Below are 14,413 nucleotides of genomic sequence, written 5' to 3' on the forward strand. Positions count from 1 at the left end.
CCAAGCGTCAAACCGCTTTTCAGTACACGTTATCCTGCGCTTGATTCAACGAAGCAAGCTTCATTTTCCAACGCTAAATCAATAGCTTTAACTAAGGCGTCAATATGTTCCGGCTGGCTTATGTAAGGTGGCATCATATAGATCAACTTGCCGAAAGGTCGAATCCAAACCCCTTGTTCGACGAAATGCTTCTGAATCACTTCCATATTTACGGGGTGTTTGGTTTCAACCACACCAATTGCGCCAAGCCAACGCACGTTCTCAACTTGTTGGTGGCGAGTTAAGGCAGGGAGCAGCTGAGCAAACATTGCTTCGATACTGCTGACTTGTTGCTGCCAGTGGTTGTCGGCAATGAGTTCTAAGCTGGCTGAAGCAACAGCGCAAGCCAAAGGGTTCCCCATAAAAGTAGGCCCGTGCATAAAACAGCCAGCTTCCCCACCACATACAGTATCAGCCACATGCTTCGACGTGAGTGTAGCGGACAAAGTCATATAGCCGCCAGTTAGTGCTTTGCCAACACACATAATGTCTGGCTGGACATTGGCGTGCTCGCAAGCAAACAGTTTTCCTGTTCTTCCAAAGCCCGTAGCGATTTCATCCAAAATCAGCAAAATACCGTATTGGTCGCAAAGCTCACGCACTCGGGAAAGAAATTTGGGGTGGTAAATTCGCATCCCACCAGCGCCTTGAACAATAGGTTCAAGGATTACTGCGGCGATCTCGCGGTGGTGTAGGTCAATCTTTGCTTTAAAGTCGGCAATATCGGCCTCATCCCACTCTTCGTCAAAACCGATCGTTGGCGATTTCGCAAAAATATGCTCCGGAAGAAACCCTTTATACAAACTGTGCATCGAGTTGTTGGGATCGGTTACCGACATAGCCGCAAAGGTGTCACCGTGATAACCGTGACTTAACGTCAGGAACTTAGGTCGGTTCTCTCCCTTTGCATGCCAATATTGCAGAGCCATCTTTAGACTTACTTCAACAGAGACCGAGCCAGAGTCAGCTAAGAAAATGTGTTCCAGATTATCAGGTGCCAGTGCTAACAGCCGTTTGCTGACGTCGATTGCCGGTTGGTGAGTAATGCCACCAAACATGACGTGAGCCATCTTTTCACTTTGTTGAATCAACGCTTGATTGAGCTTTGGGTGGTTATACCCATGTATCGCAGACCACCAAGAAGACATGCCGTCTACGAGTTCAAGGCCATTTTCTAGTTTAAGAAGTACGTCATTAGCAGAGATGACGGGATAACAAGTTAAAGGGTTAAGGGTAGAAGTGTAAGGGTGCCAGATATGCTGTTTATCAAACTCTAAATCCATGAAATAAGCTCTGATTAAAAATTAACCAAGTGTAAACTTGTTGGGGTGGTCGGTGTTGACAGTGTACCGCTTGTCAGTACACTAGCCAAGACTAATTATAAGTGAGCAAAGGATAAACCAGTGGAAGTACGACACGATTGGACCCATGCCGAAGTGCAAGCGTTGATGAACAAACCCTTTATGGATCTGCTGTTTGAGGCGCAGTTGGTGCACAGGCAGTTTCAACAAACAAATCACGTCCAAGTTAGCACTTTGCTGTCGATTAAAACCGGTGCGTGCCCAGAGGACTGTAAATACTGTCCCCAAAGTGCACGTTATAAAACAGACGTAGAATCTGAACGCTTGATGGAAGTGGAGCGTGTACTAGATGCTGCTAAAAAAGCGAAAAATGCAGGCTCAACGCGATTCTGTATGGGGGCTGCATGGAAAAACCCCAAAGAGCGCGATATGCCTTTGCTAACAGATATGATTAAAGGCGTAAAAGATATGGGTTTAGAAACCTGTATGACCTTAGGCATGCTAACGCCAGATCAAGCAAGTCACTTAGCTGAGGCTGGACTTGACTACTATAACCACAACCTTGATACCTCACCTGAATTTTACGGCAACATCATTACCACAAGAACTTACCAAGACCGCTTAGACACTCTTAGCCATGTTCGTGATGCTGGTATGAAGATTTGCTCAGGTGGCATTATTGGCATGGGTGAGAGTGCTAATGACCGCGCCGGTCTGCTGATGGAGTTAGCCAACTTACCAGTGCAACCAGAAAGCGTGCCTATCAATATGTTGGTCAAAGTAAAAGGCACGCCGTTAGAAGAAGTGGATGATGTAGAACCGTTCGACTTCATCCGTCTAATTGCGATTGCCCGTATTATGATGCCAAAGTCAGCAGTGCGCTTGTCTGCTGGGCGAGAAAATATGAATGAGCAAATGCAGGCCCTGTGTTTCATGGCCGGAGCAAACTCAGTGTTCTATGGTTGTAAGTTGCTGACGACCCCTAATCCAGATGAAGATACCGATCTTCAATTGTTTAAGAAGTTGGGTATTAATCGCGAAGAGACATCGCAAAAGCCAGATGAAATCCAAGAAAGCGAGTTACTAGATAGAGTAGTAGAGCGTGTTGCTGCGCGTCCAACAAAAGACGATTTGTTCTATGACGCGAGCGTTTAACCAGCGCATCTCGGATGCTCTAATGGAAAGGGAGCGGAGCAACTTGCTTCGCTCTGTCCAAACATTGGAGTCAGGGAATCAATCTGTTTTTTATAAAGACGGTCAGTCATTCCTTAACTTCTCTTCCAATGACTACTTAGGTCTAGCGTCAAGTTCTGAGCTAAAAGACAGCTATCAGCAAGCCATCTCAGAGCTTGGAGTGGGTAGTGGAGCCTCTCCTTTAGTGACGGGTTATTCCACACAGCATGAGTCATTGAAATCTGCGCTTACTGAATGGTTGGGTTTTGATACTGCACTGTTTTTTTCGTCAGGTTATGCTGCCAATCAAGCGCTGCTGCTCACGCTATTAACTAAGGGGGATTTGTTACTTCAAGATAGACTCAATCATGCCTCACTGATGGAAGCGGGTATGCTTTGTGGCGCAGATATGAAGCGCTTTCGTCATAACGATCTTGCCCATTTGGAGTCATTGGCTAGAGCTGAGCGTTCAACACTCGCGGTCACCGAGAGTGTGTTTAGTATGGATGGCGATCTATCCGACATCGAAGCGTTTGTCGGAGTTTGCCAGACACGCGGTATGTTGTCGATGGTCGATGATGCTCATGGCATTGGGGTCATTGGCGACAATGGATTGGGAGCCTGTGGGGTCAGTGAACTCAAGCCAGAGATATTAGTCGTGACGTTTGGCAAAGCGTTTGGTCTTAATGGCGCGGCAATACTTTGCTCAGAAGAAATGGGCCAATATCTAACCCAATTTGCTCGTCACTACATTTATTCAACGGCATTTTCAGCAGCTCATGCCCGTGCTCTGTTAAAGGCTCTGTCAATGATTCAAACGCATCATTGGCGCAGAGAAAAATGGATGGAATTGTCTGCCATGTTTGAGGAGCTATTAAGCGATTGCCCAGAATATGTCTCCACCTTTACGCCAATTAAGCCTTGGGTTGTCGGCGACTCAGCTCGCGCTTTAGCGCTTTGTTCTTCTTTAAAAGAAAAAGGTGTGTGGACCACGGCTATTCGTCCTCCAACGGTACCCAGAGAAAGTGCAAGGCTTCGTATTACTCTCTCTGCATCGCATCAGCATCAAGATGTGATCATGCTTGCCAACCAATTGACACGTTTTTCGGAGGAAGGATAAATGACCGAAGTGTTAGCTCATTTGCATGCTCCATTACCAAATAAAGATGCAATTTCCGCCGCGTTTGGACGTGCTGCAGAGCATTATGACCAGCATGCTGAACTGCAACGAAAAGTAGCGGACCGTTTGTTGGACAAACTGCCCAATGACTTATCTGGATGCCGAGTGCTCGATCTTGGTTGTGGAACGGGATACTGCGCACAGCAGTTACTGCTTAGAGGCGCTGACGTAGTTTGCGCTGATCTCTCTGCTGAGATGTTAGCAGAGGCTCAACGTCGTTGTGGTATCGAAAATGTGACTTATCAATTGGCAGACGCTGAGCAGCTACCTTTTACGTCAGCTGAATTTGACTATGTAGTCTCCAGCTTGGCATTACAGTGGTGTGCGGATTTGTCGATACCACTGCGAGAGATGAAACGCGTGACCAAAACTGGAGGCGCTGTATTCTTCTCATCTCTTGTCGATGGCTCTCTTAAAGAACTCAAGAGGTCATGGGGTAAAATTGATGCATATCAACATGTAAACGACTTTACGACGTTGAATCAGGTAAAAATTGCGTTAGCGCAATCTGGATGTCGTGACCATCAACTAGACTTGCCGGAAATGGTTATGTGGTATCGCACCGCACTTGGTTTGATGAAGGACTTGAAAGGCATAGGAGCCAATCACGTAGAAGGTCGCTCAAAAGGGTTTACTGGTAAACAGGCTCTCAAGGCACTTGAAATGGAATATCAAAAATACGCAAACCAAGATGGGTTGCTACCTGCTAGTTATCAAATTTGTTTGGGGTCAGTTGCATTATGATGAAAGCACTATTTATTGCCGGTACGGATACTGAAGTTGGGAAAACCGTTGTATCAAAAGCGATATTAAGTGCTGTAGGTGCACAAGGAAAATCAACGATAGGGTATAAGCCTGTCGCAGCAGGATGCGAAATTACAGAACACGGTCTGAGAAATTCAGATGCGTTACATCTTCAAGCGGCTGCGAATCAAGATATCGACTACGACTTAGTCAATCCTTATGCGCTTTCGTTACCTGCGTCGCCGCATATTGCTGCGATAGCCGATGATGAAGTAATTAGTTACGACAAGCTCTCTACAACCTTACACCAGCATAAAGAAAACAGTGACTTTGTGTTAGTTGAAGGCGCTGGTGGTTGGCGCGTACCAGTTTCGAAAGACGATTGTCTGTCGACTTGGGTTCAACAAGAAAAGTTGCCAGTTGTCTTGGTCGTAGGTATTAAATTGGGCTGTTTGAGCCACGCTATGCTTACTGCTGAAGCGATTAAAGCGGATGGTCTTGAATTAGTCGGATGGGTAGCTAACCGCGTAAACCCTGGTGTGGAGCATTACGCTGAAATTATAGAGATGCTAGAAAACAAAATTGATGCACCCAAGTTAGGGGAGGTGCCTTACGTTCCTGGCTGTAAGAAGCGAGACTTAGGCAAATATATCAAGTTAGATGTACTCGAAAGCATATAAATGCAAAGGGCTGTCATTATGACAGCCCTTTTTAATTGGATAACATGTAGGAAGTTACTTATCTTCCGATAGGCCCATAAGTGCAGACTGAGTTTCCATAAGATGAATGTCTAGCTCAGTAGTGTCTTGAATACCTAGTTGCTCACGAGCTTCGTCTTCGCTGATACCGAGGTGGCAGCAAAGCAAATCAATTGCCATCTGAAAGTTGTTGTTCTCTACCATGGTATTTTCCTTTTCTACATGGAGTGTTCAATCTCACTGGACTTTAACTCGCACACTTATCACTCACAATACGACCAAAGTCTAAGACCTTTTCATCAATCACAATGAAATCTTAGCTCCATATTTTATATGCGTATAATTGCAATAATCGGTAGTTGATGTGCTTTTCTGTTATTTCATGGGCTTATAGTTTATGAAGTAATCAAGATATTAACTGTTTGTTTCAATTTAAAGCTTAACCTTGATTTTTAAATCTAAGACTATATGTATATAGTGAAATCGAAAAATGCCACACGGATCTCAAACTTGGGCCGTAGAACTTTGACTAAAACTATAAGCAAAATGGCATTTTCGTCATAATCAAGCTTCTTAATTTGGAGAAATGTGAATGAAGCGAGTATTACTCTTCCTAGCAACTAACCTTGCTGTGGTTCTAGTGTTAAGTATTGTTCTTAACATTGTCTATGCAGTTACTGGCATGCAACCAGGCAGTTTGTCGGGTTTATTAGTCATGGCGGCAGTATTTGGATTTGGCGGTTCATTCATCTCTTTGATGATGTCAAAGAAAATGGCGCTACGTTCAGTTGGTGGAATGGTGATCGAAAGCCCTCGTAATGAAACAGAGCATTGGTTACTAGAAACCGTCGGTCGACAATCTCAGCAGGCGGGCATCGGTATGCCAACCGTTGCGATTTATGATTCTCCAGATATAAACGCATTTGCGACGGGTGCAAAGAGAGATGACTCGTTGGTGGCTGTATCTAGCGGCCTACTACACAATATGACACGAGACGAAGCAGAAGCGGTACTTGCCCACGAAGTTAGTCATATCGCGAATGGCGACATGGTTACCATGACGCTAATGCAAGGTGTCGTGAATACGTTCGTTATCTTCCTGTCTCGCTTTATTGCAAATATTGTTGCGTCAAACAATAACAGCGATGAAGGCGAAGGCGGCACTAACATGATGGTGTACTTCGGTGTTTCTATGGTGCTTGAACTGGTGTTTGGCTTCCTAGCGAGCTTTATTACTATGTGGTATAGCCGCCATCGTGAGTTTCATGCGGATGCGGGAGCGGCAAGTCTTGTTGGCAAACAAAAGATGATTGCAGCACTAGAAAGATTGAAAATGAGCCAAGAGTCTCATCTTGAAGGTTCCATGATGGCATTCGGCATCAACGGTAAGCGATCCATGACCGAACTTCTAATGAGCCACCCACCACTAGAAAAGCGTATTAATGCGTTAAGAAATCAGCAATACTAATTCTTAGAACTTGTTAAAAAGCTTGGAAAAATTTCCAAGCTTTTTTTTTGATCCTTTCAAACCTCCCCACCGTAACACTTATACAAAAAGTTGTACTTTCCAGATCTTGTATAACTTTCAGGCTGTACTAGCTTGTACTTTAGAGACTTTTGAAAAAACGAATTAAGGGTTGTTATGAATATAGAAATGGTTAGCGAGGTGTATCAGAAGCTAAACAAGAACAACCTGCATCTTCTTGAACAGATTTATCACAAGGATGTGGTGTTTGAGGACTCAGCTCATCGCTTAGAGGGGTGGGATCAACTGTCCGCTTATTTTGACTCTTTGTATACCAACGTCATCAAATGTGATTTTGACATTCGTCATCATCAACAGGTAGAAGATTCAGGTTTTCTAACTTGGACCATGCAGTTACAGCATCCCAAGCTTAATGGGGGAGAAGCCGTAAAAGTAAATGGGGTTAGTCACATTCGTTTCAGCGGAGATCGAGTCATCTTTCATCGAGATTACTTCGACTTAGGGGAAATGCTTTACGAGAACATTCCTCTACTCGGTTTTGTTATTAAGAATATTAAACAGAGGTTGGGTAAGTAATGACGCACTCGCATCAATCCGTCTTCATTACCGGCGCGTCATCTGGCATAGGATGGCAGTTGGCTAATGATTATGCTGAAAAAGGTTATCTTGTCTACGCCTGCGGGCGTTCAGAGGCGAAACTTCATTCGTTACAAGCGGGCAGAGAGAACATCGTTCCACTTTCGTTTGACGTAACCGATAGGGAAGCGGTAGCACAGGCATTTAGCAAGATTGAACTAGTTCCAACGCTGTGGATAGTCAATGCTGGTGACTGCGAGTACATCGATGAAGGGGTGATTGACGCAGCGTTGATAGAGCGAGTGATGACAGTCAATGTGATGGGGAGCGTGAATGTACTGGAACAAATGCAGACAAGATTGTCATCGGAACATCATGTTGTGGTCGTCAGTTCAATAGCGGGTGAGTTGGCTCTGCCTCGTGCTGAAGCTTACGGTGCTTCGAAAGCCGCTATCACCTATTTAGTGCGCACTCTACAGCTCGATTGGAAAAAAAAAGGGGTTGCCATCAGCTGTGTTTTCCCTGGATTTGTGAAAACCCCACTTACGGATAAAAACGATTTTGATATGCCGATGATGGTATCGGTAGAAGAAGCTTCAAACGCGATTCAAACGGGAATAGATAAACGGGCAGCTTACATCTATTTCCCCAAGCGCTTCACGTGGATTCTTCGCCTCGTCGGTATCATGCCTTATGGCTTACAAACTAAATTAGTAACACGCTTGCTAAATCAATCGTGATAGATAAAGGACTTTCTTTCTATGAAAATAGCAATTATCGGTACAGGAATTTCAGGCTTAACGTGTGGTTACTATTTACATAAGCATCACGATGTAACCCTGTTTGAAGCCAATGATTATATTGGTGGTCATACCGCCACAGTGGACGTTGAGGTAAAGGGAAAGTCCTATGCCATCGATACTGGATTTATCGTTTATAACGATAGAACTTATCCCAATTTCATGAGAATGATGAAAGAGGTTGGAGTAAAGGGTGTTCCTACACAAATGAGTTTTAGTGTCAAGAACGCAGCCACGGGCTTAGAGTACAACGGTCATACGTTATCAACCTTGTTCGCCCAAAAACGCAACCTACTCAATCCAACCTTTTACCGCTTTATCTTTGAAATTTTAAGGTTCAATAAGCTTGCTAAATCGTCTGCAGAGTCAGACAAATCCCTGCTAGCAACTCAAACGCTAGGCGACTTTTTAAGTCATCATCGCTTCTCTGACTATTTCACTCAAAACTACATCCTACCAATGGGCGCAGCAATTTGGTCTTCGACTCTAGCCGATATGAGAGCATTCCCGCTTGGATTCTTTCTGCGCTTTTTCCTAAATCATGGTTTGCTTGATGTTGTTAATAGACCGCAGTGGTATGTGATTGAAGGTGGATCACGCTGCTATATCGGTCCGCTTACGCAGGGCTTTGCCGATCAGATCCGGTTGAACTCTCCTGTTACCTCGGTGTCTCGAGATTCTGCTGGAGTTACGGTGATGTCTAATGGCAACTCAGAGCGTTTTGACAGAGTGATTTTTGCTTGTCATAGCGACCAAGCACTAGCGATGCTTGCTGAGCCGACACAATCCGAGTTATCGATTCTTGGTGCTATGGAGTATCAATCAAATGAAGTAGTGTTGCATTGCGATGAAAGTCTACTTCCAGTGAGAAGGTCTGCATGGGCGTCGTGGAACTATGCGTTAGATGGCTCGGAAGATGAACAATCTCGATTGCCGACATTGACCTATGACATGAACATTCTTCAGCATATTGAATCTGATACGACATTTTGCGTGTCGCTCAATTCATCTAACGTGATTGACCGCTCCAAAATACTCAGAACCTTTAACTATAGTCATCCGGTGTTCACGACCCAAAGTATTGAAGCACAGCAACATAGAGAAAAACTGTGGGGTCAAAATAACACGTGGTTCTGCGGAGCCTATTGGTATAACGGATTCCATGAAGATGGAGTGAAGAGTGCGTTGGATGTTGTTGAAGGTATTTTAGCCAGTGTTAACAATGCTTCCGCTTCTGTACGAGGAGCTGCGTGATGGTTTCCAACAGCCAACTTATGGTTGGACACGTAGCGCATCGTCGCTATACGCCTACCAAACACCATTTAGATTATCCATTATTCATGCCTGCTATCGATTTAGATGAGCTTGACTCTTTAAAGCAAAAAGTTTGGGGTTTTGGGGAACGTTGGTGGCACTGGGCTCGATTTCGCCGAGAAGACTATCTAGGTGAAGGCGATTTGAAGTTAGCGGTGCAAGGTAAAGTTGAGGAGCTCACTGGTGAAAAAATCGAGGGTAGAGTGGTTGCGGTTTGCCATCTGAGATACCTTGGTCTGTATTTCAGTCCGGTCAACTTCTATTACCTATATGATGAAGAGAATAACTGGCGTTATCTGTTGGCAGAAGTAAGTAACACCCCTTGGAATGAAAGACATTATTACGCTATAGAGGCAGACAAAGGTGTAAATCATCAAAATTGGCGCCATGACAAGGCATTCCACGTCTCTCCGTTTAATCCTATAGATCAGCAGTATCAGTGGCGTCTGAAGCCGTTAGGGCAGCGCTTGTTTGTGTACTTAGCGTGTCACAAGTCAGAAAAAGTATTTGATGCCACTTTGTCAATGAAAGGGCGTGCATTTACCTCGAAGAATTTAATCCGACAATTGGTCACAACCCCAATTATGACGGTGAAAGTCGTGGTGGGGATATATTGGCACGCCTTAAAGTTATGGCTTAAAGGAACACCCATCTATGACCACTCTAAACCCAAGAAGGCTTCGGCTCATTCTGCACCTTCTGACGAATTTTCGCAGCATACGAACTCAAAGAATTAGGGAGAATTCAACATGTTAAATACGACCTCAATAGAGGCACCTAGAGCCCTAACTGGTTTACAAAAAACCGCGAAAAGTATTGCATTCAAATGTTTATACAAACTTGAGATTGGTTGTTTAACCATCATAGAGAGCTTTCAAGAAGAAGGAAGCGTCGGCAAACATGTTGGTGAACGCTTTGGTAAACCCAAAGATGGGGAACCGACAGCGATTATCGAAGTGAAACACCCAGAGTTTTACCGTCGACTAATTCAAGGAGGCAGTATCGCAGCGGGTGAAGCGTACATGGATGATTGGTGGGATAGTCCTGATTTATCCGCGTTAATGGAGTTGATGGCGGTCAACCTAGCCGCTCTTGACTCTATTGAAGATCAATCAAGTCTGCTCACGAAAGTGATGTATAAACTTGGGCACTGGGTGAATCGCAATACGGTTACTAAGTCAAAAGAGAATATTCAAGCTCATTATGACTTGGGTAACAGTCTATATGAGACATTTCTCGATGAGAGAATGCTCTACTCTTCGGGCATTTATGTAAGCCCGACAGACACGCTAGAGCAAGCCCAACTCAATAAAATGGAGCGGCTTTGTCAACAATTGCAGTTAGTACCGGAAGATCACGTAATAGAAATAGGTACAGGTTGGGGCGGTATGGCGATTTATATGGCCAAAAATTATGGATGTCACGTTACCACAACCACTATTTCGGATGAACAGTTTGATTACGCAAAACAGCAGGTCGAAAAAGCAGGACTCGAAGATAAGATTACTCTTTTGAAGCAAGACTATCGCTTACTCGAGGGAGAATTCGATAAGCTTGTTTCCATCGAAATGATTGAAGCAGTTGGTAAGCAATACTTAGTTTCCTATCTGCAAAAATGCCAGTCTTTATTAAAACCTCAAGGTTTGATGGCGATTCAGGCTATTACTATTGCTGACCAGCGATACGATTACTATGCCGATAATGTCGATTTTATACAGAAGTACATTTTTCCTGGGGGCTTCTTGCCTTCCATCACAGCGCTTACCACTTACAGTACTAAACACACGGATCTCATCGTGAGAGATCTGTTTGATATTGGTTTGGATTACGCGAAGACATTGGTGGATTGGCGTCTAAGGTTTGAAGCATCATTAGAGAGAGTTAGAGCCTTAGGCTACGACGAGCGATTTATTCGTATGTGGCGCTACTATTTTTGTTATTGCGAAGGCGGGTTTAGGGCGAAAAGTATCAGTACCGTTCATATTACCTTCCAGCGTGGTCGTTAATAAAACGTTTGATGCTAAATAATGGAGGTCACAATATGTCACCAGGGTGGAAACTTCTCATTATCAGTAGTTGGTTTCAGGTGATCTGGTTACTGTCAGTCATTGGTCAAACAAGGTTTCAGTGGCTAGCGTTGACATTGAGTATTGTGACCATTTTGGTTTCGTATCGAATGCTAAACCTTCGTTTATTGCAACTGTCGCTGTTGGTTGTCGCTGGCCTAGTTATTGATAGTCTGAACATGTTCGCTAGTCTACTTGTGTTCGACACTCATGTTTTGCCGGTATGGCTTATGGCGCTTTGGTTAATTTTCTCTTGGTATGCGTTTTATTTGAAAACTTTTTTGACGTCTTACCCAATTCTCCTCGTATCAATAATTGGTGGATTCGGTGGAGCGATTAGTTACTTGGCGGGTTTTAAGCTTGGAGCTGTAACTACGCAGTATTCGATGCTGGTCACTCTCGGAATCCTTTTTATTGAATGGGTCTTAATCGTTTACTTAATCGTGCGATATCCAAGACCAAACGAGAGAAAGTGGACTCATGAGACATAGGATAATTTTGGCGACCTTACTGAGCTTGTTACTGAGTTCTCATAACGCAGTCGCCTCCAAAGATTCCCCCGTCAGTTATCAAGCGTGGGGCCAGTGGCAAGTCGTTGGGGAGGCGCAACTCAGTTGGTTGTTCTTTGACGTTTATCGTTCCCAATTGCTTGCACCTCAAGGCATTTACGAAGTGTCAGAAGACGTTTCTCCCCATCCCATAGCATTAAGAATTCAGTATCAAAGAGACATCAGTCGACAACAACTTTTAGATGCGACGCTTGACCAATGGCAAAAAATGGGTGTCGATAAAGTGACAAGAAATCAATGGATTGCCAAGTTATACGATATTTTTCCGAGTGTATCAGATGGACAGCAGCTCATTTATGTCAGTGATGGGACATCGGGCAAGTTCTATTATCTTACGAATCAGAAGCCGCTGCAGCTCGTAGGGTCTATTGATGATGAGTCGTTGAACGATGGCTTCCTTGGTATTTGGCTAGCTCCAAATAGCCAGTATCCGAAACTTAGAGCCCAACTTATAGGGATGAATAGATGACGTTATTTCGTTGGCTTATACTGCCTCTTGTACTCATGTTAGGTGCATGTAGTGCAGACCTGTCAGATTATAAAAACAGTGAACCTAGATTTGACTTGTTCGGGTACTTTGAAGGAGAGACAAAAGCTTGGGGAATGGTTCAAGACTATACCAATAAACAGAACCGACGTTTTGACGTCACTATTGTCGGCACAGTGCAGGACAACAAGCTTGTCCTGGTTGAAGACTTCGTTTTTGATGACGGGGAAATTGACCAAAGGATTTGGACCATTGAGAAGCTCCAAGATGGTTCTTATCGTGGGGTGGCCGACGATATCATTGGCGCGGCAACAGGCAAGGAAGAGGGTAACGCTTTACAATGGCAGTACGACTTCGAACTCAAGGTTGATGGCTCAACCTATACTGTGGCTTTCGATGATTGGTTGTATCGACAAGATGATAAACACGTTTTTAACCTAACGAGCATCCGAAAGTTTGGTATCGAAGTAGGAAAGATCACACTGTTTTTCCAAAAACAGTAGGAGGTGATCTAGAACATTTATCGTTGATGATATCCACAAAAAAGGCTGCAAAATAAGCAGCCTTTTTGAGTTTATGTACTGATTAATAATTACAGCTTATCGGTGAGCTCAATTGCTTGACCGATGTAGTTAGCTGGAGTCATTAACTTCAAGCGTGCTTTCTCTTCTTCTGGCAATTCCAAGCCATCGATGAAGCTGCGCATTGCTTCGCCATCTACACGTTTACCACGAGTTAACTCTTTTAGTTTCTCATAAGGCTTTTCGATACCGTAACGACGCATAACGGTTTGTACTGGCTCTGCAAGTACTTCCCAGTTTTTGTCTAGCTCAGCAAGAAGCGCTTCACGGTTCACTTCTAGTTTGCTGATACCCTTAAGCGTTGAAGTGTAAGCAATGATAGCGTAGCCACAGCCAACACCTAGGTTACGAAGAACCGTTGAATCTGTTAGGTCACGCTGCCAGCGAGAGATAGGTAGTTTTTGTGCTAGATGAGCAAATACAGCATTTGCTAGACCTAGGTTACCTTCTGAGTTTTCAAAGTCGATTGGGTTAACTTTGTGTGGCATCGTTGAAGAACCGATTTCACCAGCGATAGTTTTTTGCTTGAAGTGACCTAGAGCGATGTAACCCCATACGTCACGGTCAAAGTCGATTAGAATCGTGTTGAAACGTGCAATCGCATCGAATAGCTCGGCGATGTAGTCGTGCGGTTCGATCTGAGTTGTGTATGGGTTCCAAGTTACGCCAAGAGACTCAGTGATGAACTCTTCGCTGAACTTGTGCCAGTCTAGCTCTGGGTAAGCAGATAGGTGAGCGTTGTAGTTACCAACCGCACCATTAATCTTACCTAGGATCTCTACAGCTTCGATTTGCTTGTATTGACGCTCCATACGGTAAGCAACGTTTGCCATCTCTTTACCCATAGTAGTAGGTGAGGCAGGTTGGCCGTGGGTACGTGAAAGCAAAGGAATGTCACGGTACTCTTCAGCTAGTTTGCTGATCGCATCGATGATATTGCGGATCTCAGGAAGAACCACAGTATCGCGTGCTTCTTTAAGCATAAGAGCATGAGACGTGTTGTTGATATCTTCAGAAGTACATGCAAAGTGGATGAACTCGTTTACTGCGTGCAGTTCAGGAACGCTAGCGACTTTCTCTTTTAGGAAGTACTCAACCGCTTTTACATCGTGGTTAGTAGTACGCTCGATCTCTTTAATACGCGCCGCATCTTCTTCGCTAAAGTTAGCGGCTAGCTCATCAAGAAACTGGTTAGCTTCGACACTGAATGCTGGAACTTCTTTGATCGCATCCGTTGCTGCTAGTTTTTGCAACCAACGAATTTCAACGATAGAGCGGTACTTTAGTAGGCCAAACTCACTAAAGATGCTGCGAAGTGCAGTTGTCTTACTACCGTAACGGCCGTCTACTGGTGAAACAGCAGTCAATGCTGACAGTTCCATGATGTTCTCCTGAATTG

Annotated in this window: 16 protein-coding genes; 13 read left to right on the forward strand and 3 right to left on the reverse strand. The window is 44.3% G+C overall.

Features of this window, described 5'->3' with window-relative positions:
* Positions 1–29: 29 nt before the first annotated feature.
* Positions 30–1,322, reverse strand: coding sequence for an adenosylmethionine--8-amino-7-oxononanoate transaminase (bioA, locus tag HOP38_RS04930; protein ID WP_171389249.1), 1,293 nt, complete (start codon positions 1,320–1,322; stop codon positions 30–32).
* Between the two features lie 120 nt (positions 1,323–1,442).
* On the opposite strand from bioA, the gene bioB reads away from it, so the two are divergent.
* From bioB to bioD, 4 genes are read left to right on the forward strand one after another with little or no spacing between them, the layout of a single operon-like run.
* The gene (gene bioB, locus HOP38_RS04935) at positions 1,443–2,495 is read left to right on the forward strand and encodes a biotin synthase BioB (protein ID WP_006074067.1); all 1,053 of its coding nucleotides are present in this window, start codon (positions 1,443–1,445) and stop codon (positions 2,493–2,495) included.
* Positions 2,479–3,633: an 8-amino-7-oxononanoate synthase gene (locus tag HOP38_RS04940; protein ID WP_198557565.1), complete on the forward strand. Its 1,155-nt coding sequence runs from the start codon at positions 2,479–2,481 to the stop codon at positions 3,631–3,633. The genes bioB and HOP38_RS04940 overlap by 17 nt, the downstream gene beginning before the upstream one ends.
* On the forward strand, positions 3,634–4,437 hold the full coding sequence (bioC, locus tag HOP38_RS04945; RefSeq protein ID WP_198557566.1) for a malonyl-ACP O-methyltransferase BioC: 804 nt from the start codon (positions 3,634–3,636) through the stop codon (positions 4,435–4,437). It begins immediately after the preceding gene.
* Positions 4,434–5,117: a dethiobiotin synthase gene (bioD, locus tag HOP38_RS04950; protein WP_006074073.1), complete on the forward strand. Its 684-nt coding sequence runs from the start codon at positions 4,434–4,436 to the stop codon at positions 5,115–5,117. Before bioC ends, bioD begins: the two co-directional genes overlap by 4 nt.
* 54 nt (positions 5,118–5,171) lie before the next feature.
* Here bioD and HOP38_RS04955 read toward each other — a convergent pair whose 3' ends face one another.
* Positions 5,172–5,339 carry a hypothetical protein gene (locus tag HOP38_RS04955; protein ID WP_006074074.1) on the reverse strand — a complete coding sequence of 56 codons (168 nt, stop codon included), beginning with the start codon at positions 5,337–5,339 and terminating at the stop codon, positions 5,172–5,174.
* A gap of 388 nt (positions 5,340–5,727) precedes the next feature.
* Between HOP38_RS04955 and htpX the strand changes: the two genes are divergently transcribed.
* From htpX to HOP38_RS05000, 9 genes are all read left to right on the forward strand, one after another.
* Positions 5,728–6,603 carry a protease HtpX gene (htpX, locus tag HOP38_RS04960; RefSeq protein WP_198557567.1) on the forward strand — a complete coding sequence of 292 codons (876 nt, stop codon included), beginning with the start codon at positions 5,728–5,730 and terminating at the stop codon, positions 6,601–6,603.
* A gap of 174 nt (positions 6,604–6,777) precedes the next feature.
* The gene (locus tag HOP38_RS04965; RefSeq protein WP_006074077.1) at positions 6,778–7,197 is read left to right on the forward strand and encodes a nuclear transport factor 2 family protein; all 420 of its coding nucleotides are present in this window, start codon (positions 6,778–6,780) and stop codon (positions 7,195–7,197) included.
* The gene (locus tag HOP38_RS04970; protein WP_198557568.1) at positions 7,197–7,937 is read left to right on the forward strand and encodes an SDR family NAD(P)-dependent oxidoreductase; all 741 of its coding nucleotides are present in this window, start codon (positions 7,197–7,199) and stop codon (positions 7,935–7,937) included. The genes HOP38_RS04965 and HOP38_RS04970 overlap by 1 nt, the downstream gene beginning before the upstream one ends.
* A gap of 21 nt (positions 7,938–7,958) precedes the next feature.
* Positions 7,959–9,251, forward strand: a complete 1,293-nt coding sequence (locus tag HOP38_RS04975; RefSeq protein WP_198557569.1) for an NAD(P)/FAD-dependent oxidoreductase — start codon at positions 7,959–7,961, stop codon at positions 9,249–9,251.
* The gene (locus tag HOP38_RS04980; RefSeq protein ID WP_198557570.1) at positions 9,251–10,048 is read left to right on the forward strand and encodes a DUF1365 domain-containing protein; all 798 of its coding nucleotides are present in this window, start codon (positions 9,251–9,253) and stop codon (positions 10,046–10,048) included. The genes HOP38_RS04975 and HOP38_RS04980 overlap by 1 nt, the downstream gene beginning before the upstream one ends.
* 12 nt (positions 10,049–10,060) lie before the next feature.
* On the forward strand, positions 10,061–11,317 hold the full coding sequence (locus tag HOP38_RS04985; protein ID WP_198557571.1) for an SAM-dependent methyltransferase: 1,257 nt from the start codon (positions 10,061–10,063) through the stop codon (positions 11,315–11,317).
* Between the two features lie 35 nt (positions 11,318–11,352).
* Positions 11,353–11,868, forward strand: coding sequence for a DUF2878 domain-containing protein (locus HOP38_RS04990; RefSeq protein ID WP_006074088.1), 516 nt, complete (start codon positions 11,353–11,355; stop codon positions 11,866–11,868).
* Positions 11,858–12,415 (forward strand): chalcone isomerase family protein, encoded by a 558-nt coding sequence (locus HOP38_RS04995; protein ID WP_006074091.1) that lies wholly within the window; start codon positions 11,858–11,860, stop codon positions 12,413–12,415. The genes HOP38_RS04990 and HOP38_RS04995 overlap by 11 nt, the downstream gene beginning before the upstream one ends.
* Positions 12,412–12,936: a DUF3833 domain-containing protein gene (locus HOP38_RS05000; RefSeq protein ID WP_006074093.1), complete on the forward strand. Its 525-nt coding sequence runs from the start codon at positions 12,412–12,414 to the stop codon at positions 12,934–12,936. Before HOP38_RS04995 ends, HOP38_RS05000 begins: the two co-directional genes overlap by 4 nt.
* An 89-nt stretch (positions 12,937–13,025) precedes the next feature.
* Here the strand turns inward: HOP38_RS05000 and purB are convergent, their stop codons facing one another.
* On the reverse strand, positions 13,026–14,396 hold the full coding sequence (gene purB, locus HOP38_RS05005) for an adenylosuccinate lyase (protein WP_006074095.1): 1,371 nt from the start codon (positions 14,394–14,396) through the stop codon (positions 13,026–13,028).
* Positions 14,397–14,413: the final 17 nt, after the last annotated feature.

The organism is Vibrio mediterranei (genome assembly GCF_013364395.1).
In the GTDB taxonomy this organism is placed as follows: Bacteria; Pseudomonadota; Gammaproteobacteria; order Enterobacterales; family Vibrionaceae; genus Vibrio; species Vibrio mediterranei.

What these genes read in the sequence shown, in the direction of transcription:
- bioA (WP_171389249.1), bottom strand. Translation starts at nt 1,322, where the DNA reads ATGGATTTAGAGTTTGATAAACAGCATATCTGGCACCCTTACACTTCT.
- HOP38_RS04940 (WP_198557565.1), top strand. Translation starts at nt 2,479, where the DNA reads ATGACGCGAGCGTTTAACCAGCGCATCTCGGATGCTCTAATGGAAAGG.
- bioC (WP_198557566.1), top strand. Translation starts at nt 3,634, where the DNA reads ATGACCGAAGTGTTAGCTCATTTGCATGCTCCATTACCAAATAAAGAT.
- bioD (WP_006074073.1), top strand. Translation starts at nt 4,434, where the DNA reads ATGATGAAAGCACTATTTATTGCCGGTACGGATACTGAAGTTGGGAAA.
- HOP38_RS04955 (WP_006074074.1), bottom strand. Translation starts at nt 5,339, where the DNA reads ATGGTAGAGAACAACAACTTTCAGATGGCAATTGATTTGCTTTGCTGC.
- htpX (WP_198557567.1), top strand. Translation starts at nt 5,728, where the DNA reads ATGAAGCGAGTATTACTCTTCCTAGCAACTAACCTTGCTGTGGTTCTA.
- HOP38_RS04965 (WP_006074077.1), top strand. Translation starts at nt 6,778, where the DNA reads ATGAATATAGAAATGGTTAGCGAGGTGTATCAGAAGCTAAACAAGAAC.
- HOP38_RS04970 (WP_198557568.1), top strand. Translation starts at nt 7,197, where the DNA reads ATGACGCACTCGCATCAATCCGTCTTCATTACCGGCGCGTCATCTGGC.
- HOP38_RS04975 (WP_198557569.1), top strand. Translation starts at nt 7,959, where the DNA reads ATGAAAATAGCAATTATCGGTACAGGAATTTCAGGCTTAACGTGTGGT.
- HOP38_RS04980 (WP_198557570.1), top strand. Translation starts at nt 9,251, where the DNA reads ATGGTTTCCAACAGCCAACTTATGGTTGGACACGTAGCGCATCGTCGC.
- HOP38_RS04985 (WP_198557571.1), top strand. Translation starts at nt 10,061, where the DNA reads ATGTTAAATACGACCTCAATAGAGGCACCTAGAGCCCTAACTGGTTTA.
- HOP38_RS04990 (WP_006074088.1), top strand. Translation starts at nt 11,353, where the DNA reads ATGTCACCAGGGTGGAAACTTCTCATTATCAGTAGTTGGTTTCAGGTG.
- HOP38_RS04995 (WP_006074091.1), top strand. Translation starts at nt 11,858, where the DNA reads ATGAGACATAGGATAATTTTGGCGACCTTACTGAGCTTGTTACTGAGT.
- HOP38_RS05000 (WP_006074093.1), top strand. Translation starts at nt 12,412, where the DNA reads ATGACGTTATTTCGTTGGCTTATACTGCCTCTTGTACTCATGTTAGGT.
- purB (WP_006074095.1), bottom strand. Translation starts at nt 14,396, where the DNA reads ATGGAACTGTCAGCATTGACTGCTGTTTCACCAGTAGACGGCCGTTAC.